Below are 19,723 nucleotides of genomic sequence, written 5' to 3'. Positions count from 1 at the left end.
GGGTATGACGCGCAAGCAGAAACGATTGTCGGTGATCGCGGGCGGATTGGTTTTTCTGGGTGCAGCCACCGGGCTGACCTTCTATGCGCTTGGCCAGAAAGCGTCCTATTTCTACATGCCGGCCGATCTGACCACGGCGAGCGTTCAGCCGGGCCAGCGCATCAGGCTCGGCGGTTTGGTCGAAAAAGGCACCATCCAGCGCGGCCAGGGCGCAACGGTTGCCTTTTCGGTCACCGACACCCACAAATCGGTCAAGGTGACCTATACCGGCATCTTGCCCGACCTTTTCCGCGAGGAGCAGGGTGTCATCACCGAGGGTACCTTCGGCCCTGACGGCGTCTTTGTCGCCGACAGCGTTCTGGCCAAGCACGACGAGCGCTATATGCCCAAGGAAGTAGCCGACGGCCTGAAGGCCAAGGGCGTCTGGCAGGAGAGCAAGAGTGAATAACTCTGGCAGAACAGCAAGCGTGAGTCGCGCGAATGGTTGAAACCGGACATTTCGCCCTGGTTCTGGCGTTCGCGCTTTCACTGGTGCAGACGATCGTGCCGCTGTTTGGCGCGCGGCTGAACAACCAGCGCCTGATGGCGGTTGGCGGTCCGGTCGCGGTCACCGGTTTCGCGTTGACGGCGTTGTCCTTCGCGGCCCTTGCGAGCGCCTATGCAAGCTCTGATTTTTCCCTGGCGAACGTCTGGGAGAATTCGCATTCGCTGCAGCCGCTGATCTACAAGATCACCGGAACCTGGGGCAATCACGAAGGCTCGATGCTGCTCTGGGTGCTGATCCTGACCTTCTTCGGCGCGCTTGTCGCCGCTTTCGGCTCCAACTTGCCGGCGACGCTGCGCGCCAATGTGCTCGCCGTGCAGGGCTCTATTGGCGCTGCCTTCTTCCTGTTCATCCTGGTGACCTCCAATCCTTTCATCCGGCTCAATCCGGCGCCGATCGAAGGCCGCGATCTCAACCCGATCCTGCAGGATCTTGGCCTCGCCATTCATCCACCGATGCTCTATCTCGGTTATGTCGGCTTCTCGATCTGCTTTTCCTTCTCGGTCGCCGCCCTCATCGAGGGTCGCATCGATGCCTCCTGGGCGCGCTGGGTACGGCCATGGACGCTGGTCGCCTGGATGTTCTTGACCGGCGGCATCGCCATGGGATCGTACTGGGCCTATTACGAACTCGGCTGGGGCGGTTTCTGGTTCTGGGATCCGGTCGAGAACGCTTCCTTCATGCCGTGGCTGGCGGGCACCGCGCTGCTGCATTCGGCCATCGTCATGGAAAAGCGCTCGGCGTTGAAGATCTGGACGCTGCTGCTCGCCATTCTCACCTTCTCGCTGTCGCTGCTCGGCACCTTCCTGGTGCGTTCGGGCGTCCTGACTTCCGTCCACGCCTTTGCGACCGATCCGACGCGCGGCGTCTTTATCCTGTGCATCCTGACGCTGTTCATCGGCGGCTCGCTGGTGCTGTTTGCGCTGCGCGCCTCGAAGCTGACGGCAGGCGGCCTGTTTCACCCGGTTTCGCGCGAAGGCGCGCTCGTCCTCAACAATCTGTTCCTGACCACGGCGACCGCCACGGTGCTCGTCGGCACGCTCTATCCGCTGGCGATCGAGGCTTTTTCGGCCGACAAGATTTCGGTCGGAGCGCCGTTCTTCAACCTCACCTTCGCCCCGCTGATGGTGCCGCTGCTGGTGATGGTTCCCTTTGGGCCGCTGCTGGCCTGGAAGCGCGGCGATGTCTTCGGCGTCGCGCAGCGTCTGATGGCCGCGTTCGCGGCCGCGCTTCTTGCGACGCTGGTTACGGTCCTGTTCATCGACGGCGCTTCGGTGCTTGCCGCGGTTGGCGTCGGCCTCGGCGTCTGGCTGATCCTCGGCGCGCTGACCGACCTTGCTATCAAGGCGGGGATTGGCAGTGTCGCAACGCCGACAATGGTCAGGCGTCTGGTTGGTTTGCCACGCTCGGTTTTCGGGACCGCTTTGGCGCATCTTGGCCTCGGCCTGACCGTGCTCGGCATCGTTGGCACGCTCTGCTTCGGCACGGAGAAGATCCTGTCCATGCATGCCGGCGAAACCGTCGAAATCTCCGGCCGCATGGTGCGGTTCGTCGGGCTCTATCCTGCGCAGGGACCGAACTACAACGAGGATCGCGGGCGTTTCGAGCTGATCGGCGTCAGCGGCAGCCCTGTCAGCGAAGTCAGCTCCGCCAAGCGTTTCTATCCGGTGCGGCAGATGACGACGACGGAGTCCGGCATCAAGACCATTGGCCTTTCTCAGCTCTACATTTCGCTCGGCGACGAGGGCAAGGACGGCTCGGTCGTGGTGCGTCTGTGGTGGAAGCCGCTGGTGACACTGATCTGGGGTGGCGGCCTGGTGATGATGGCGGGTGCGGCGATGTCGCTGATGGACAGGCGCCTGCGGGTCGGCGCGCCATCGCGCCGTCGCAAGCAGGCGGTGGCGCCTGCAGGCCTGCCATGAGGGCAAGGCTTTCGTTGACGTCGATAGTCCTGTTGCTGGCGTTGTTCTTCGCCGGAACGGCAATGGCGGTGAAGCCCGACGAGATGCTGGCCAACCCGGCACTCGAGGCGCGGGCGCGGGCGCTGTCGGAGGGCCTGCGCTGCATGGTCTGCCAGAACCAGTCGATCGACGAGTCCGATGCCGACCTTGCCAGGGACCTGCGTATCCTGGTGCGACAACGCCTTGTCGCGGGCGATACCGACCGCCAGGTGATGGATTATGTGGTTTCGCGTTATGGCGAGTTCGTGCTGCTGAAGCCACGCTTCGATCTGCGCAACGCGATGCTGTGGGGCACGCCGGTTCTCCTGCTTTTGGCCGGCGTGTTCATAGTGCTCAGTGCACGGTCACGCCGGCTTCCAGCAACGGCAGCGCTTTCGGTCGAAGAGCAGGCGGCATTGGATGCGATCCTCCGCCGCGACTGACGGTTGCCGTCGCCCGCCAACATTACCAAAGTTTCATGTGCCGGAAATGGCGTCGTAATGTGCGCTTCCCTAATTGTTGTTCCTTGAGGATGCCGATCAAGGCGCGTCCGTTTGAAAGAGGATAAGAGATCCATGAATATTGCCCCCGATTCATATTTCCGCACCCGCAAGCGTCTTCTGGCTGCTGCCGCGTCTGTCGCGGTCGCCGGTGCGATCGGCGTTGGCGCGTTGACCAGCGGAACCAGCCCCGTTCTCGCTGACGCCGTGCGCGTCGAAGCCCCGCAGGTTCTGAGCTTCGCCGATGTCGTGGAGCGTGTGTCGCCGGCCGTGGTCAGCGTCAAGGTCAAGGCCAAGATTCAGCCGACCGCCGATGATGGCTCCGACGATCAGGACGGCCTCGACAATCTTCCCAACAATCCGCAGCTGCGTCGTTTCTTTAAGGAATTCCGTGGCTTTGGCGACCAGGGCGGCCAGAACGACGAAGGTCATCGTCGCTTCGGTCATCGCGATCGCAACAACGGCGAGCCGCGCCCGGTAGCGCAGGGCTCCGGCTTCTTCATCTCCGAAGACGGTTACCTCGTCACCAACAACCACGTCGTCGAAGAGGGCACCGCCTTCACCGTTGTGACCAATGACGGCAAGGAACTCGACGCCAAGCTGGTCGGCACCGATCCGCGCACCGATCTCGCCGTGCTCAAGGTCGATGGTGGCGGCAAGTTCACCTATGTCGACTTCGCCGACGATTCCAAGGTTCGTGTCGGCGACTGGGTCGTGGCTGTCGGCAATCCGTTCGGTCTCGGTGGCACCGTCACCGCCGGCATCGTCTCGGCGCGCGGCCGCGATATCGGCGCCGGCCCCTATGACGATTTCCTCCAGATCGACGCCTCGGTCAACCGCGGCAATTCAGGCGGCCCGACCTTCAATCTCAACGGCCAGGTGGTCGGCATCAACACCGCCATCTTCTCGCCTTCGGGCGGCAGTGTCGGCATCGCCTTCGACATTCCGGCCTCGACCGCCAAGCAGGTCGTGGGCGACCTGATGAAGAGCGGTGCGGTGCAGCGCGGCTGGCTCGGCGTCGAAATCCAGCCGGTCACCTCCGACATAGCCGAATCGCTCAGCCTGAAGTCCAACAATGGCGCGTTGGTGTCCAGCGCCCAGGACGATGGCCCCGGCAAGAAGGCCGGCATATCAGCCGGCGACGTGATCACCCAGGTCGACGGCAAGGACGTTGCGTCCCCGAAGGAACTCGCCCGCCTGATCGGCGCCTATTCGCCGGGCAAGTCGGTTGATGTGACGGTTTGGCGCGACGGCAAGAGTCAGACGGTCAAGGTCGATCTCGGCAAACTGCCGGCGAGCGACAAGCAGGCCTCGAACGACCAGCAACAGCAGCCTGCCGCTCCCGCAAAGCCTGACACGCTGGCCGATCTTGGCCTCACCGTCACCAAGTCTGAAAACGGCAAGGGTCTGGTGGTGACGGACGTCGACCCCGACAGCGCCGCCGCCGATCGCGGCATCCAGCCGGGCGACGTCATCACCGCGGTCAACTCGGCGGAGGTCAACGGCACCGAAGACGTCACCAAGGCCATGGCCGATGCGGTCAAATCCGGACGCAAGGCGGTGCTGATGCAGATCACCCGTGACGACAACAACCGCTTCGTCGCGGTGCCGGTGGCCAAGGGCTGAGACGACTTTTCCAATGCGGCGGTTTCAACACCCCCGAGTCGCCGCATGGGAAAGTAGGAGGAGAGCCCGTTAGTCAGTCATCGTGCTCTTTCTCAGCGGCAGCGGGCTTCCCATCGCCCGTTGCCGCGCCCGCATGTGGCTGCCCACTCAGGCCTCGTGCCCGATGCCGGTTGGTCCCGGTTGCAGGTAACGACATGACCGGAAACTGGCATGTTCGGCCTAACGACGCCACGGAACAAAGATTTTGTCGCGTACGCTCTCGATCGTCTTGATCGCGATGCGCTTTGGCTAAGGCTAAAATGCAGATGCCGGCTACTCAACCTTCAAGCGAAATCGCGTATAACGGCCCTATGAAGATTCTCGTCATAGAAGACGATCGCGAGGCTGCGGATTATCTGCAGAAAGCCTTCACCGAAGCCGGTCATACCGCGCATGTTGCGGGTGACGGCGAGACCGGCTTCGCGCTTGCCGATGCGGGTGACTACGATGTGATGGTCATCGATCGGATGATGCCGCGCCGCGACGGCCTGTCGGTCATTGCCGCTCTCCGCTCCAGGGGCAACACGACGCCGGTGCTCATCCTTTCGGCGCTGGGCGAAGTCGATGACCGGGTCACCGGCCTCCGCGCCGGCGGCGACGATTATCTGACCAAGCCCTATGCCTTTTCCGAACTTCTGGCTCGTGTCGAGGTGCTCAACCGACGCGCCAGCGCCAAGGAGGCCGAGACCGTCTACCGGGTTGGCGATCTTGAACTCGACAGGCTCTCGCATTCTGTCCGCCGGGCGGCGCGTGAGATCACGCTCCAACCGCGCGAATTCCGCCTGCTCGAATATCTCATGCGCCATGCCGGCCAGGTTGTGACGCGCACGATGCTGCTCGAAAATGTCTGGGACTATCATTTCGATCCGCAGACCAACGTCATCGACGTCCACGTCTCCCGGCTGCGCGGCAAGATCGAAAAGGGCTTCGACAAGCCGATCCTGCATACCGTTCGCGGCGCCGGCTACATGCTGAAGGGCGGCTAGGCGGCGGCATGGCGCTTTCCGTGCCCGCCATCATGAAGACGACGGCCGCGCGGCTTTCGGCGCTATATCTCTTGCTCTTCGCGCTCTGCGCGGTGCTGCTCGTCCTCTATATGACTTCGCTTTCGGCGCGCATGCTGACCGGGCAGACGCAGGAGACCATCAACGACGAGGTGCTCGGCCTTGCCCGCGCCTATCAGCGCGGTGGCCTTCCGGTATTGGTCCGCGTGGTCGAGGCCCGCTCGCGGCAGCCCGGCGCCAATCTCTATCTGATCGCCGATGCCAACGGCCAGATCCTGACCGGTAACGTGCAGAGCCTCGAGCCGGGCGTTCTCGAAAACGAAGGCTGGACCACCAGCCCATTTTCCTATCAGCGCTTTGGCGAGGGAGAACTCGATCGTCTACGCAACTTGCCTGCCGACAAGGGGACCGCACAGCCCGACCAGAGCGACACGCAAGCGCAGGGCGAGAAGGGCCACAACGCCATTGCCCTGGTGCTTCGGCTGCCGAACCAGATGATCATGCTGGTCGGCCGCGATCTCGGGGAACCAGAGCGGTTCCGTGCCGTCATACGCCGTTCGCTGATGCTGGCGCTCGGCATGATGGCCCTGGGTGGCATCCTGATCTGGTTCTTTGTCGGCCGCGCGGCGCTGAAGCGTATCGATGGCGTGTCGGAGGCAAGCCGGCGCATCATGGGCGGGGATCTCTCCGGCCGGCTGCCGGTGACCGGCACCGGCGACGAGTTCGACCGGCTTTCGGAAAACCTCAACGCCATGCTGGCCAGGATCGCCACGCTCAACGAAGGCCTTAAGCAGGTTTCCGACAACATCGCGCATGACCTTAAGACGCCGCTGACCCGGCTGCGCAACCGGGCCGAAGCGACGCTTTCCGGCAAGCAGAAGACATCGGACTACAGGCAGGCGCTGGAAGGCACCATCGCCGAGTCCGACCAGCTGATAAAGACCTTCAACGCCATCCTGATGATCTCCCGGCTGGAGGCGGGCTATTCTTCCGAGCACACCCACCGCGTCGATCTGGCGGCGGCCGTACGTGATGTCGTCGAACTCTATGAGCCGGTGGCCGAGGAGGCTGGCGTTTCGCTGGACACCGACGTGAATGGTGTTTTTGTCGTCGACGGCAACCGCGAGCTGATCGGCCAGGCGCTCTCCAACATCGTCGACAATGCGATCAAGTACTCGACCGATTCGACGTCCAAGCCGGCGGTCCGTGTAAAGCTCGAACGCACGCACGGCGAGATCAGGCTTTCCGTCACGGACAATGGCCAGGGCATTCCAGACGACGCCGATCGCGCCCGGGCGACGGAGCGCTTCGTGCGGCTGGAGAAGAGCCGTTCGCAGCCTGGTTCTGGCCTTGGCCTCAGTCTCGCCAAGGCGGTCATGACATTCCATTACGGGCGGCTTGACCTGCTGCCTGGCAATCCAGGACTATCCGTGGCCATGAGTTTCCCGGCGCGCGAGGATCACTGATGGAGGCCGTCGCCAAGCGGAGCAAGACAGACTGGCTGCTCAGCCTGGAAACCCCGCTTGTCCCGCTCGACGAGGCCCGGGCACGACAGGAGCTCACCGAAATCGCGGACGCAGCGCGCGAAGAGGGGCTGACACGGGTGGCCAAATTCCTGGCCGGCAAAGGCAAGGCGCAGGATCTCCTCGCCGCTGTCTTCGACCTTTCGCCATTCCTGCGCGATACGGCGCGCCGCCGGCCCCAAATCCTGGACGGGCTGTTCGACCTGCCGATAGAGGCCCGTCTGAAGGCGATCACCGCCGCGATCGACAAGGCGCCCTTGGCCGAAACAGTCTCGGAATCCGGCCTGATGATGGAGCTGCGCCGGCATAAGGCCGAGGCACATTTCCTGATCGCGCTCGCCGATCTTTCGGGCGAGGCCGAAACCTCGCTGACCGTAAGGCGGTTGAGCGATCTCGCCGACGCCTGCACCCGCGCGGCAGTCGATTTCCTGCTGCGTGACGCGCATGGCTTGGGCAAGCTCAAGCTGCCCGACCTCGACAACCCCTCGCATCGATCGGGCTGGATCCTGCTCGGCATGGGCAAGCTCGGCGCGCATGAGCTGAATTTCTCGTCCGACATCGACCTCGTCGTGTTCTTCGATCCGGAGGCACCCGCCGTGGTCGATCCTCTCGACGTCACCGACCTGTTCTCACGCCTGACGCGTCGGCTGGTTCGCATCCTGCAGGACCGCACCGAGCACGGCTATGTCTTCCGTACCGATCTGCGGTTGCGTCCCGATCCCGGCTCCACCCCGCTGGCTATCCCGGTTGAAGCCGCGCTTCGCTATTACGAAGCGCGTGGCCAGAACTGGGAACGCGCCGCGATGATCAAGGCGCGCCCGGTGGCCGGCGATCTCGCCGCGGGCGATGCATTCCTCAAGGAACTCCAGCCCTATATCTGGCGCAAATACATGGACTACGCGGCGATTGCCGACGTCCATTCGATCAAGCGCCAGATTCATGCCCACAAGGGCCATGGCGAGATCGCCGTGAAAGGGCACAACGTCAAGCTTGGGCGCGGCGGCATCCGCGAGATCGAGTTCTTCGTCCAGACCCAGCAGCTCATCGCCGGCGGCCGCTTTCCGGAGCTGCGCGGCCGCGAAACCGTGCCGATGCTCGGTCAGCTCGCGGCCCGAGGCTGGATCACATCGGACGCACGAGACGCACTCGCCCTCCAGTACTGGTTCCTGCGCCGGGTCGAACACGCCATTCAGATGGTGGCCGACGAGCAGACGCACACGCTGCCGGAAGACGATGAAGGGTTGGAGCGCATCGCCCGCATGCTGGGCTTTGCCGGTGCCGCCGAGTTCGCCGGGGCCTTCCGTGCCTCGCTGCAGCAGGTCGAGCGCCACTATGCGGCGCTGTTCGAAACCGCGCCCGAGCTTTCGGCCGGCATCGGCAACCTGGTCTTCACCGGTGACGTCGACGACCCGGACACGCTGCAGACCCTGCACGGCCTCGGCTTTCAGCGGCCGAGCGATATCTGCCGCGTCATCCGCGGCTGGCATTTCGGCCGCTATCGCGTCACCCAGTCGGCGGAGGCGCGCGAGCGGCTGACGGAACTGACGCCGGCACTGCTCAAGGCCTTTGGCCAGACGCGCCGGGCCGACGAGGCGCTGGTCCGTTTCGACGAGTTCCTCGCCGGCCTGCCGGCCGGCATCCAGCTGTTTTCGCTGCTGCAGTCGAATCCCGCACTGCTCAAGCTGATGGCGACGATCATGGGCGCGGCACCAAGGCTGGCGGCCATCATCACTCGCCGGCCGCATGTGTTCGACGGCTTGCTCGACCCGGCGTTGCTGACCGAGCTGCCAGACCGCGCCTATCTCTCGGGGCGGCTTTCCGCCTTCCTCGAGGGCGACAGGGCCTATGAGGACGTGCTCGACCGCTTACGCATATTTGCTTCCGAGCAGAAATTCCTGATCGGTGTGCGGCTGCTCGCGGGCTCGATCGATCCGGCCCGCGCCGGCCGTGCTTTTTCAGATCTTGCTGACCTGACCATTGCGGCGGCCTTGCAAGCGGTGATGGCCGAATTCGCGGTGCGCCACGGCACGATCGCCGGTGGCGTGGTTTCGCTGCTTGGGATGGGCAAGCTTGGCAGCCGCGAATTGACGGCCGGATCGGATGTCGATCTCATCCTGCTTTACGATCACGACGCGGACGCCGAGGACTCTGATGGCGAAAAGCCGCTGGCGCCGTCGCATTACTACACCCGCTTGACGCAGCGGCTGATATCCGCGGTATCGGCACCGACGGCGGAAGGGGTGCTTTACGAGCTCGACCTGCGTTTGCGGCCGTCCGGCAACAAGGGACCGGTCGCCACCCATATCGATGCCTTCAAGAAATACCAGCGCAAGGAAGCCTGGACCTGGGAACACATGGCGCTGTCGCGGGCGCGGCCGATTGCTGGCGACGCCGGCCTCTGCGCCGAGGTTGAAGCGGAAGTCGCCGCGCTGCTCGGCCAGCCACGCGACGCGGCGAAGGTGAAAACCGAAGCTTCCGACATGCGCGCCATGATCGAGCAGGAAAAACCGCCCCGCGACCTGTGGGACATCAAGCTGATCCCGGGCGGTCTGATCGATCTCGAATTCATCGCCCAGGTGGCTGTCATCACTGGGCAGGTCGAGGCCGGGCCGCGCGCCACCGGTACGGCCGAGATCCTGTCTCGTCTGACGCCCCGTTTCGCCAATGCCGTGATCAGTCAGGACCTCGGCGAGGCTTACACCCTTTATCTGGCACTGACCCAGATGACGCGGCTGTGCCTCACCGGACCGTTCGAACGTGACGACGTTCCGCCGGGGCTTTCGGATCTGCTTCTGGCGGTCACCGACCTGCCGGATTTCGGTGTGCTGGAAGCACATCTCAAGGAGACGTCGCAAAAGGTTAGGAAGGATTTCGACCTTCTGCTTCGTACCGGAGGGTCGTGACCAACGACCGTTCGGCCGCATCGGGGGTGACGATGCAACAGGAGAAAACCATGAGAAAGACAACCAAGCTTGCACTTGCCTACATCGCCCTGGCCGGAGCCGTCGGCGGCGCGGCCTATGGCGAGAACCTCGACAGCGCCAACGTGCGTGAGCGCACCATGATGCGGCTCGACAAGGCAATGAAGGACAATGACGGCAAAATCACCTTCGAGCAGTTCTCCGATGTCATGGACGCGCGGCTCAAGAAGCTTGTCACTGACAATGGCGGCAAGCTGACTGTCGCTCAACTCGCCGACGCGCTGGAGAAGGCGCGCTTCGAACGCATGGCCAGACGCATCATCGCCCGTTACGACAGCAAGGGCGACGGCACGCTGACATCGGATGACATCACCGGCCGCGAAAAGAAGCTTTTCGCGATACTCGACAAGAACAATGACGGCAAGATCGAGAAGGGCGAACTGCCGAAGGACGGGCGCGATGACCGTCAATGGGATGACGAAGGCAACGACGGGGGCGTGCAGTAAGATTTGGTTGAGGCGGGCTCCGAGTCGTCGACCGGAGCCTGTCGCTCAGGCCGCGGCCTTGACCGCCGTTGGCGCCTTCTTCACGGGAATGCGCACCGATACGATCGTGCCGACACTTTCGGTCGAGCGGATCTTCAGTGCACCGCCTTGCAACTCGGCCAGCGAGCGCGAAATGGCAAGGCCAAGGCCGGAGCCGGCATGGTTCTTGGAAAACTGGTTCTGCACCTGCTCGAAGGGGCGCCCCAGTTTGCCGAGGGCTTCCTTCGGGATACCGCATCCATTGTCCTCGATCGTCAGCACCAGCGCGCCTGATGTGTTGCGGGCCCTGACCGATATGTGGCCGCCCTGGCCGGTGAATTTCACCGCGTTGGACAGGAGATTGATGACGATCTGCTTGATCGCCCGGCGATCGGCAAACAAAGTCAAGGCGTCGGCAATGCGCGTTTCCACGGTGATCGCCTTCTGCGCCGCCTGCAGCGAGACGACACGCACCGTCTCGCTGATCAGCGGACCGAGGTCGATCTGTTCCTGGTCCAGCGAGAACTGGCCGGCTTCGATCTTGGACATGTCGAGAATGTCGTTGATGACGCCGAGCAGATATTTGCCGCTGCTGTTGATGTCGGTGGCGTACTCCTCGTAGCGCTCCGAGCCCAACGGACCGAACAGCCCCTGTTCCATCAGCTCGGAGAAGCCGATGATGGCGTTGAGCGGTGTGCGCAGCTCATGCGACATGTTGGCCAGGAATTCGGATTTGGCGCGGTTCGCCGCTTCGGCGCGCTCGGTTTCCTTCATGTATTTGCGGTTGAGGTCGACCAGTTCGCGCGCCCGTTCCTCTTCGGCCCGGCGGGCGAGGCTGAGATCATGGATCGTCGCCATCAGCCGGCGTTCGCTGTCGACGAGTTTCTCCTGGTGCAGTTTGATCTGGGTGATATCGGACCCGACCGAGACGATGCCGCCGTCCCTGGTCCTGAGCTCGTTGACCTGCAGCCAGCGGCCGTCGGACAGCTGCCGCTCGAACGTGGCGCCGCCCTGCGGACCGTTGGTATTGGCCAGCCGGCGTTCCGAAGCGAAGGCCAGCATCCGCTCTTCCAGGGAAGCGCGCGTCACACCCGGCATCACGTCGCGGTCCGAGAGCCCGTTGTCCTGCTGGTATTTGGAATTGCACATGATCAGGTTCTGAGCCGAATCCCACAGCACGAAGGATTCATTGATGTTCTCGATCGCGGTCCTCAGGCGAAGATCTGCCGCTTCGGAGCGCAGCGCCAGATGGCGCTGCTCGGTGACGTCGACGGCGATGCCGATGAGCTGGATCTCCGGCGCTTCCGGGTCCATGACCTGGGCGCGGGCGCGCATCCACACCCACTGGCCATCGGCATGCCGCATCCGGAACACCTGGTCGATGTGGTCGATCTCGCGCGCGACGATCCTGTTGGCGAGTTCGAACAGGTCGCCGTCCTCGGGATGGATGATCTCGTCGACCTCGCCGAAGGACAGCATCGCCTCGCAGGGCTCATAGCCCAGCATGTCGTACATCGAGCGTGACCAGTACATCTTGCCGCGCACCATGTCCCAATCCCACAGGCCGCACCGGCCGCGAACCAGCGCCATGTCGATACGCTGATGCGCTTCGACATAGATGCGGTCGGCTGCTTGCGCGCGCGCCGCCTGACCGAAATAGGCATAGAGAATGATGATCAGCACGCCGGCCGTCAGCACGAACAGGGTGACGTTGAGCGAGACGGTCTTGCGCCACGTGTCGAAGACCGCCTCTTGGGGGACGAGCGCCGCCGCGGCTCCCTTCCTGTCCTTGCTCAGGCTGACCGCCGCGTACCAGTCCTGCCCGCCAATGTTGACCTCCATGACGCCAGCCCGGTCGCCGAACATGAACAGAGGTTGGCCGCCCTGGACGAGGCCGTCGAGCGAATGGCCTTGCCAGGGCACCGAACGCGGCGTCACCGCGGTGATCCTGAAAGCGCTGTCGGTGACGACCAGCACATGGCTGCGGCCCATGGCGCCCTGGCGGCTGGTGGTCTCCAGCAGGTCCTGCGTGGCGCCCGGCAGCGTGTCTGATGTGGTGGCGAGCGAACTGGCGAGCTGCGCGGCCGCCAGCGTCAGGATAGCCTTGGCATCGCGCTCCACGTCGTCGCGCTCGTTCATCAGCGAGATTACACGCAGCGCCGCAATGACGAGCAGGAAGATGACGATGAGGGCCGGTATCGACCGGCGCAGCAGCGGTTCGGCCGCCAGAAGCCGCTTGTAGGCCGGTTCGGCAATGAGCCGCGTATTCCCGGCAAGGCCGTCGCCGCGCGTCTCGCGACGCGCAAAAACCATCCCGCCGGGCGCGCCCCACGCGTCCGCCTTTGCCATAAATGGCACTCCCCGATTTCAGTATGCCGCATTTCTATGTGCTGGTGATCCGGCAACACCGCACTTCCGAATCGCCATTAAAGAATCAAAGGTGATTCGCCTTGTCCAGTGGTCCGGCGAAAAAAGATTAAAAATCGACTAAAATAGTGGGCTTTTGAACCCGGCCTTCTCCCGCGGGGAAGAAGGCGGGAGCGCCTAAGCCAGCGTGCGCTCGACGATGTCGCGCAGATCCGCCGACAGATTTTCGGCATTGGCGATCGAAACCAGCACTTCTCGGGCCTTGGCTTGCCGGCCCGGTTCGAGCGAGCGCCATGACCTGAGCGCCGTCGCCAGCCTTGCCGCCACTTGCGGATTGCGCTTTTCAACCTCAAGCACCGTTCGTGCGAAGAAGCGGTAGCCTTCGCCGTCGGCGCGGTGAAAGCCGGTCTGGTTGGCGCTGGAGAATGTGCCGATCAACGAGCGCACCCGGTTCGGATTGCCCATAGAGAAGCCGGCATGAGCGGTCAGGGCGCGAACCGTGTCCACCGCCTGCGGCCCAGGCACGCTGGCCTGGATCTGGAACCATTTGTCCATCACCAGCGGGTCCGACGCATATGTCTGTTCGAAAGCCACCAGCGCCTCGCCTGCCTCCGGCGATCCGTGGTGACGATGCGCAAGCACGGCCAATGCGGCTGCCCGGTCGGTCATGTTGGTCGCGGAGTGGAAATGCCCGGCAGCCAATGCTGCTCCACCCGGCAGCAGCGAGAGATAATCCAGCACAATGTTGCGCAAGGCGCGCCGTCCCGCACTCGCCGCATCCGGGCTGAAAGCGCTCTTGTCGGCAAGGCTGTCGTAGAGGCCGGAAAAGGCCTCGCCATTGGCCATGCCGATCGCCCGCGCAAGCGCCTGTCGGGCCGCATGGATGGCATCGGGATCGATGTTCTTGCCGATGTCGCGGGCGATGTCGGCATCCCCCGGCAGCGCCAGCGCCAGGGCCCGGTAGGCTGGCTCCAGCGTCTCGTCGCTGGCGATGCTGCCGGCAAGCTCGGTCAGCCGTGGGGCGAAGTCCGGCTGTTTGCCGCCGAGGATCTGGCGGAAGGCAGCGATCAGCGCATCGGTCAGCAACGTGTTGAAGGCCTGCCAGCGCGAGAAGGCGTCGCTGTCATGGCGGGCGAGGAAGTACTGGTCGGCCGCCTTCTGCTCGACCGACAGCGTCACCGGCGCCGAAAAGCCACGGTTGAGCGACACCGCCGGGCGCTCGGCCACGCCCGAGAAACGCACCACATGGCGACGCTTGCGGACGTGGATGACGCCGTCCTCGACGCTGGCGCCCTCGACGTCGCTATATGCGACAGGTTTGCCGCCGGCGCCGATCAGGCCGAAGGCGAGCGGGATATGCATCAGCCGCTTGCGGCTTTCGGAGGGTGTCGGCGGCACCGACTGCTCGATCTCGAGCGTGAATTCCTGTGCGGCCGGATTGTGGGTCGAACTGACCGTAAGGTTGGGTGTGCCAGCCTGATGATACCAGAGCGCGAATTGTGACAGGTCGCGGCCGGACGCGTCCTCGAACACCTTGATGAAGTCCTCGATGGTCGCGGCCTCGCCGTCGTGGCGTTCGAAATAGAGGTCCATGCCGGCGCGAAAGACTTCGGGTCCGAGAATGGTGCGGATCATGCGCACCACTTCGGAGCCTTTCTCGTAGACCGTCGCCGTATAGAAATTGTTGATCTCGCGGTAGCGGCGCGGCCGCACCGGATGCGCCAGCGGGCCTTGGTCCTCGGGAAACTGGTGGGCCCGCAGCGTGCGCACCTCGGCGATGCGCTTGACCGCGCGCGAGCGCTGGTCGGCGGAGAACTCATGATCGCGGAAGACCGTTAGCCCTTCCTTCAGGCAAAGCTGGAACCAGTCGCGGCAAGTGATTCTGTTGCCTGTCCAATTGTGGAAATATTCATGCGCGATGATCGCCTCGATATTGGCGAAATCGGCGTCCGTCGCCGTCTCCTGGTCGGCCAGCACGTATTTGTCGTTGAAGATGTTGAGGCCCTTGTTCTCCATCGCGCCCATGTTGAAGTCCGACACGGCGACGATGTTGAAGACGTCGAGGTCGTACTCGCGGCCAAACGCCTCCTCGTCCCATTGCATCGACCGCTTCAGCGCGTCCATCGCGTAGCCGGCGAGCGCCTCCTTGCCGAGCTCGACATAGATGCCGAGCTCGACCTTGCGGCCGGACATAGTGATGAAATTGTCGGCGACCTGGCCGANTGCCGAGCTCGACATAGATGCCGAGCTCGACCTTGCGGCCGGACATAGTGATGAAATTGTCGGCGACCTGGCCGAGATTGCCGGCCACCAGGGCGAACAAATAGGACGGTTTGGGGAAGGGGTCGTGCCATTTGGCGTAGTGCCAGCCTTCGGCGAGATCGCCGCTCTCGACCGGATTGCCATTCGACAGGAGCAGCGGCGCCTCGTCGCGTCGCGCCTCGATGCGCACCGTGTAGACCGACAGGATATCGGGGCGGTCGAGGAAATAGGTGATGCGGCGAAAACCCTCCGCCTCGCATTGCGTGCAGTACACGTTATTCGAGCGGTAAAGGCCCATCAGGGCCTCGTTGCCGGCTGGGGCCAGCTCGGTTTCGATCAGCAGTTGGAAACGAGGTGCCGCCGGCGGTTTGAGCAGGGTAAGTTGGTCGGGGCTCGCCAGCAGATCCGCCGGTCTCACCATCTTGCCGTCGACCTCGATGCGTTTGAGCGTCAAACCATCGCCGTCGAGCACCAGCGGAGCCGACGTGGATATGTCCTCGCGGCGTTCGACGATCAGTATCGCGGTGACGACCGTTGCCTGCGGCGAAAGACGGAATTCAAGGTGGGTTTCCGGAATGAGGTAGTCGCTGGGGCGATAGTCCTCGAGTTTGAAGACCTGGCCGGTATCGGTGCGCATTCCCTGGCTTTTCCTGTCTTTTCCGGGGACCGGACATGATCTGACTGGTCCAAAAATTCGAAGTCCGCGCTCTTTACACGAAACACTCCCTCGACAAAACTGTGGCGGGGCCTAATTCAGGTCATCCTTTCCTTGTCGCGAGGCAGTCATGACGGCCGTCACACCGAAATTCGGGATGGGCGCTTTCGTTCGGCGCGCCGACAATTTCCCGTTCTACCGTTCCGAGAGCCGCAACGTGCCCTCGACCGCGGGCAGAGACGCATTGCCAAAGTGACATCAGGAGCGGGGGCGCAACCAGAGACGACGGGCGGCCACGGTACGCTGAGAGGCATCGTGCTGAAGATCGTCTCCGTTGCGGTTTTTGTCGGCATGCAAACCTGTATCAAGGCGGCAGGCGATGTGCCTGCCGGGCAGATCGTCTTCTTCCGTTCCTTCTTCGCCATCTTCCCGATCATTGTCTTCCTGACGTTGAAGGGACATCTGGCCACGGCGTTCGTCACGAAACGCCCCTTCAACCACGTCGCGCGTGGCGTCGTCGGCGTCGGTGCCATGGGGCTCGGCTTTTTCGCGCTCACCAGGCTGCCTCTTCCCGAGGCGATCACCCTGAACTATGCACAGCCGCTGTTGGTCGTGGTGTTCTCCTCGGTCTTCCTTGGCGAGACGATCCGCGTCTATCGCTGGAGCGCTGTCGCCATCGGCCTCATTGGCGTGCTCGTCATTTCCTGGCCGGAACTGACGCTGCTCAATTCGGATGAAGGTCTCGACGACCAGGAGGTCCTGGGCGTCATGGCCGCGCTGGCGGCCGCGGCAATCTCGGCTGTCGCCATGCTACTCGTGCGCAATCTGGTGCAGACGGAGAAGACGGCGACCATCGTGCTGTGGTTCTCGTCGACGGCAAGCGTGCTCTCATTGCTGACGCTGCCCTTCGGCTGGCAGTCGCTGACGTCGATACAAGCCACGTTGCTCATCCTCGCCGGCTTTTGTGGCGGCCTCGGCCAGATTTTGATGACCGCGGCCTATCGTCATGCCGAAGCCTCGGTCGTGGCGCCTTTCGAATACACCTCGATGATCCTCGGCGTCGTCGTCGGCTATTTCGTTTTCGGCGACGTGACCTCACCCGGCACGCTGGTCGGTGGCATGATCGTGGTCGCCGCCGGCATCTTCATCATCTGGCGCGAACGGCAGCTGGGTCTGGAACGAACGCGCACCCGCAAGGCTGCGCTGCCGCAAGGGTGATCAGGACCGTTCCGACCGCTCGTTTGCCAAGCGTACCAGCACCACCCGTGTCTGCTCATCGGCCGGGAAAAAGGATTCGATCGCCAGTTCCGAAAGGGTGACATCCAGTGGCGTGCCAAACACGGTAATGGTGCTGATGAAGGAAAGCACCGTATCCCCATGGGCAAGCCGCAGCGGATGCACGATCGCATTCGGCTCGACCGGCTTCGGCCGGCTGCTCTGCAGGCCAGAGGGATAACCGCGAAGCTCTTGCTCCAATGCCACCAGCACCGGGTCACCGGCGGCATCGTTCTGATGTTTCAGCCGTTCGAGCAGGTGGGTGCGCCATTCCTGAAGGTTCACGATGCGCGGCGCGACACCACCTGGGTGCAGGCTGAGCCGCAGCACATTGACGGGTGGCTGGAGCAGCGAGGGTTCGGAAACATCGGCCAGGAATGGCCCGATCGCCGTGTTCGCCGCAACCAGGTTCCAGTGCCGGTCCACCGCCAATGCCGGAAACGGCTCATGCCCCTTGAGCACCATCTCGACCGCCGCCATTGCCGGTGCCAGCGTCGTATCGGTGAGCGGCCGTTCGCTGAAGCTCGGCGCGAAGCCCGCGGCCAGCAGCAATTGATTGCGCTGCCGCAGCGGGATCGCAAGCTGCTCGGCCAGATGCAGCACCATGTCGCGCGAGGGCGCGGCACGCCCGCTTTCGACGAAGGAGAGATGCCGTTGCGAAATCTCCGCTTCCATGGCGAGGTCGAGCTGACTCATGCGGCGGCGCGTGCGCCATTCGCGGATCAAGCTACCGGCGGAGGCTTGGGGCGTTGTCATGCAGGACGACTAGGCTGACGCTGAATGCATTTCAATTACCCGCGAGGTCATCGCTAGCTCACTTCCCGCAGCTTCGCCTTCACTTCGAGAAAATCCCGCCATGCCAGCTTCTTGTGCGCGGGCGTGCGCAAGAGATAGGCCGGGTGCAATGTCGGCATGGCCGGGATGGCAACTCCGGAACCCGTTGTGTGGACGCGCCAGTTGCCGCGCAGCCGCAGGATTCCTTCCGAGGTGTTGAGCAAGGTCTTGGCCGACGGGCCGCCGAGATTGATCAGCACCTTGGGATTGACCAGTTCGATCTGGCGCTCGATGAACGGCCGGCAGATCTCGGTCTCGTGCGGCGTCGGCGTGCGGTTGCCGGGTGGGCGCCAGGGAATGACATTGGCGATGTAGACCGAGCTGCGGTCGAGGCCGATCGCGGCCAGCATCCGGTCGAGCAGGCGGCCCGAGCGGCCGACGAAGGGCAGTCCTTCAATGTCCTCGTCGCGGCCGGGGGCTTCACCGACCAGCATGACAGCGGCTTGCGGGTTGCCGTCGGCGAAAACGAGGTTCTTGGCGGTGGCCTTGAGATTGCAGCCCTCGAAAGCGGCCATGTGCTGGCGTAATTCGTCCAGCGACATTGCCGCGTTTGCCAGCTGGCGCGCCAGTGCCGCCTGCGCTTCGTCGGGCACGGCCGAGGTGGGCGGGCGCGGGGCCGGAGCATCTGGCACGGCGCGCCCATCGAGGCGGGGCGGAGCTGTGCGCGGCTCCGGTGCGCTGCTTTCGCGTAGCGCCGTCGGCATGCGCTCCGCCGGCTTCGGCACGGCCTCAGCGAACCGATTGACCGGCACATCCTCCAAAGCCTCGTCTACACCCGCGCTAGCGTAGAAGGCGAGCAGATCGGCCAAATCGACCGGATTGTTGGGAGAGGCGGCAGTCATGGCCGCACCATCGTCCGGGCCGGATCAATTTGCAACCTCGGCGAAGTCGGTGGCGGCAGCCAATCCCGCTTGCCAAGGCGAGGTCGCGGTCTAGCCAGTGGGTATGCGTGGATCCTGCACCAGATAGAAGGTCCATCGCGGCGTGTAGTCGGTCATCAGGAATTCGAAGCTGGCGGTCTTCAGCGGGTCCACCTTGCCGTTTTTGAACAGCAACCGGTCATAGGGCTCGAAATCGCGGTCGAAATCGGCGAAATTGCTCGACCAGATATTGTCGGGCGTCTTGTTGCGCTGGTCGAACGAAAGCCCGTCTCCGAACACGCTTGGCTGGTCCAGTATTTCCTGAAGCTCGAACTGGAACTCGATCCAAGCCTGGCCGCTGTTGTTGAGGACGTCAATGCGCATATACATGATGCCGTTGGCGAACTCGCCTGCTCTGCCGAATGCCTGGATCGGCTTTGTGGTGCGGATGGTCAGCGTCACGGGTGTCGCCGAATTCAGCTCTTCGGTGATGACCAGCGGATCGTCCTTGGTTCCGATGCCGGAGGCTCCGGTGATGCGGAAACCGCCAAGCTCGTCGGAGAACGAGTACGCGCCTGTCGCCCAGACCTTCACTTCATCCGCGACGGCATGATCCGGGCTCAACGCCAGAAGGGCCAAAGTAAGCGCCCGGCAGGCCCGGCCGGGCGTTGATGGAAAGCGCGTCGAAGAGAAGCCGCCTGGCCCGGGAATGCGCATGGCGGGAAGTATGGCCGATAAGCAAGCCGTCGAACAATAAAAAACGCAAGCCTGGCGGGTCGCGCCGCGCGGAAATGGCTTCTCTGCCGCGCAAAGCGCGACTTTTTGGCCAATTCGGCATTGTCACGTATG

At 63.5% G+C, this 19,723-nt stretch carries 14 protein-coding genes and 1 pseudogene; 10 read left to right on the top strand and 5 right to left on the bottom strand.

Translation table 11 applies throughout. The features are described 5' to 3' along the window. The first annotated feature begins 4 nt into the window (after positions 1 to 4). From ccmE to X739_RS149480, 8 genes are all read left to right on the top strand, one after another. Positions 5 to 448 carry a cytochrome c maturation protein CcmE gene (ccmE, locus tag X739_RS149445; RefSeq protein ID WP_015318623.1) on the top strand — a complete coding sequence of 148 codons (444 nt, stop codon included), beginning with the start codon at positions 5 to 7 and terminating at the stop codon, positions 446 to 448. A gap of 32 nt (positions 449 to 480) precedes the next feature. Continuing rightward, complete coding sequence (locus X739_RS149450; protein ID WP_023771589.1) at positions 481 to 2,466, top strand: heme lyase CcmF/NrfE family subunit; 1,986 nt, start codon at positions 481 to 483, stop codon at positions 2,464 to 2,466. Next, complete coding sequence (locus X739_RS149455) at positions 2,463 to 2,927, top strand: cytochrome c-type biogenesis protein (RefSeq protein ID WP_023771590.1); 465 nt, start codon at positions 2,463 to 2,465, stop codon at positions 2,925 to 2,927. Before X739_RS149450 ends, X739_RS149455 begins: the two co-directional genes overlap by 4 nt. A 132-nt stretch (positions 2,928 to 3,059) precedes the next feature. Continuing rightward, on the top strand, positions 3,060 to 4,610 hold the full coding sequence (locus X739_RS149460) for a Do family serine endopeptidase (protein ID WP_023771591.1): 1,551 nt from the start codon (positions 3,060 to 3,062) through the stop codon (positions 4,608 to 4,610). Positions 4,611 to 4,960: 350 nt separating this feature from the next. Next, positions 4,961 to 5,635, top strand: coding sequence for a response regulator transcription factor (locus X739_RS149465; RefSeq protein WP_023771592.1), 675 nt, complete (start codon positions 4,961 to 4,963; stop codon positions 5,633 to 5,635). 8 nt (positions 5,636 to 5,643) lie between these two features. Continuing rightward, a complete protein-coding gene (locus X739_RS149470; RefSeq protein ID WP_023794920.1) occupies positions 5,644 to 7,119 on the top strand; it encodes an ATP-binding protein in 1,476 nt (491 codons plus the stop codon). After that, positions 7,119 to 10,079: a bifunctional [glutamine synthetase] adenylyltransferase/[glutamine synthetase]-adenylyl-L-tyrosine phosphorylase gene (locus X739_RS149475; protein ID WP_023794919.1), complete on the top strand. Its 2,961-nt coding sequence runs from the start codon at positions 7,119 to 7,121 to the stop codon at positions 10,077 to 10,079. Before X739_RS149470 ends, X739_RS149475 begins: the two co-directional genes overlap by 1 nt. A gap of 50 nt (positions 10,080 to 10,129) precedes the next feature. Then, complete coding sequence (locus tag X739_RS149480; RefSeq protein WP_023794918.1) at positions 10,130 to 10,603, top strand: hypothetical protein; 474 nt, start codon at positions 10,130 to 10,132, stop codon at positions 10,601 to 10,603. Between the two features lie 45 nt (positions 10,604 to 10,648). On the opposite strand, the gene X739_RS149485 is transcribed toward X739_RS149480, so the two are convergent. Both X739_RS149485 and pepN read right to left on the bottom strand, forming a co-directional pair. Beyond that, positions 10,649 to 12,970: a PAS domain-containing sensor histidine kinase gene (locus X739_RS149485; RefSeq protein WP_023771595.1), complete on the bottom strand. Its 2,322-nt coding sequence runs from the start codon at positions 12,968 to 12,970 to the stop codon at positions 10,649 to 10,651. 195 nt (positions 12,971 to 13,165) lie between these two features. Beyond that, positions 13,166 to 15,887, bottom strand: a pseudogene (gene pepN, locus X739_RS01000000166190) (aminopeptidase N). Positions 15,888 to 16,035: 148 nt separating this feature from the next. Between pepN and X739_RS1000000171190 the strand changes: the two are divergent. Then, positions 16,036 to 16,161: a hypothetical protein gene (locus tag X739_RS1000000171190; protein WP_023794917.1), complete on the top strand. Its 126-nt coding sequence runs from the start codon at positions 16,036 to 16,038 to the stop codon at positions 16,159 to 16,161. Then, positions 16,158 to 17,123, top strand: coding sequence for a DMT family transporter (locus X739_RS149490; RefSeq protein WP_023794916.1), 966 nt, complete (start codon positions 16,158 to 16,160; stop codon positions 17,121 to 17,123). Before X739_RS1000000171190 ends, X739_RS149490 begins: the two co-directional genes overlap by 4 nt. Here the strand turns inward: X739_RS149490 and X739_RS149495 are convergent, their stop codons facing one another. The 3 genes from X739_RS149495 to X739_RS149505 all read right to left on the bottom strand — a co-directional run bounded on the left by X739_RS149495 (position 17,124) and on the right by X739_RS149505 (position 19,591). Continuing rightward, on the bottom strand, positions 17,124 to 17,936 hold the full coding sequence (locus X739_RS149495) for a helix-turn-helix transcriptional regulator (RefSeq protein ID WP_023771599.1): 813 nt from the start codon (positions 17,934 to 17,936) through the stop codon (positions 17,124 to 17,126). Between the two features lie 53 nt (positions 17,937 to 17,989). Then, entirely contained in the window at positions 17,990 to 18,856 is an 867-nt protein-coding gene (locus tag X739_RS149500) for a uracil-DNA glycosylase family protein (protein WP_023794915.1), read from the bottom strand. Between the two features lie 90 nt (positions 18,857 to 18,946). After that, entirely contained in the window at positions 18,947 to 19,591 is a 645-nt protein-coding gene (locus tag X739_RS149505; protein WP_023794914.1) for a hypothetical protein, read from the bottom strand. Positions 19,592 to 19,723: the final 132 nt, after the last annotated feature.

The sequence above is a fragment of the Mesorhizobium sp. LNHC209A00 genome, assembly GCF_000502915.1.
Classification (GTDB): domain Bacteria; phylum Pseudomonadota; class Alphaproteobacteria; order Rhizobiales; family Rhizobiaceae; genus Mesorhizobium.
The sequence above is the reverse complement of the archived record's forward strand: the minus strand, read 5'-3'. Positions and strand labels throughout refer to the sequence as shown.

Bases quoted from the DNA above. Each gene is read 5' to 3' on its own strand.
- ccmE (WP_015318623.1), top strand. From the start codon at position 5: ATGACGCGCAAGCAGAAACGATTGTCGGTGATCGCGGGCGGATTGGTT.
- X739_RS149450 (WP_023771589.1), top strand. From the start codon at position 481: ATGGTTGAAACCGGACATTTCGCCCTGGTTCTGGCGTTCGCGCTTTCA.
- X739_RS149455 (WP_023771590.1), top strand. From the start codon at position 2,463: ATGAGGGCAAGGCTTTCGTTGACGTCGATAGTCCTGTTGCTGGCGTTG.
- X739_RS149460 (WP_023771591.1), top strand. From the start codon at position 3,060: ATGAATATTGCCCCCGATTCATATTTCCGCACCCGCAAGCGTCTTCTG.
- X739_RS149465 (WP_023771592.1), top strand. From the start codon at position 4,961: ATGAAGATTCTCGTCATAGAAGACGATCGCGAGGCTGCGGATTATCTG.
- X739_RS149470 (WP_023794920.1), top strand. From the start codon at position 5,644: ATGGCGCTTTCCGTGCCCGCCATCATGAAGACGACGGCCGCGCGGCTT.
- X739_RS149475 (WP_023794919.1), top strand. From the start codon at position 7,119: ATGGAGGCCGTCGCCAAGCGGAGCAAGACAGACTGGCTGCTCAGCCTG.
- X739_RS149480 (WP_023794918.1), top strand. From the start codon at position 10,130: ATGAGAAAGACAACCAAGCTTGCACTTGCCTACATCGCCCTGGCCGGA.
- X739_RS149485 (WP_023771595.1), bottom strand. From the start codon at position 12,970: ATGGCAAAGGCGGACGCGTGGGGCGCGCCCGGCGGGATGGTTTTTGCG.
- X739_RS1000000171190 (WP_023794917.1), top strand. From the start codon at position 16,036: ATGACGGCCGTCACACCGAAATTCGGGATGGGCGCTTTCGTTCGGCGC.
- X739_RS149495 (WP_023771599.1), bottom strand. From the start codon at position 17,936: ATGACAACGCCCCAAGCCTCCGCCGGTAGCTTGATCCGCGAATGGCGC.
- X739_RS149500 (WP_023794915.1), bottom strand. From the start codon at position 18,856: ATGACTGCCGCCTCTCCCAACAATCCGGTCGATTTGGCCGATCTGCTC.
- X739_RS149505 (WP_023794914.1), bottom strand. From the start codon at position 19,591: ATGCGCATTCCCGGGCCAGGCGGCTTCTCTTCGACGCGCTTTCCATCA.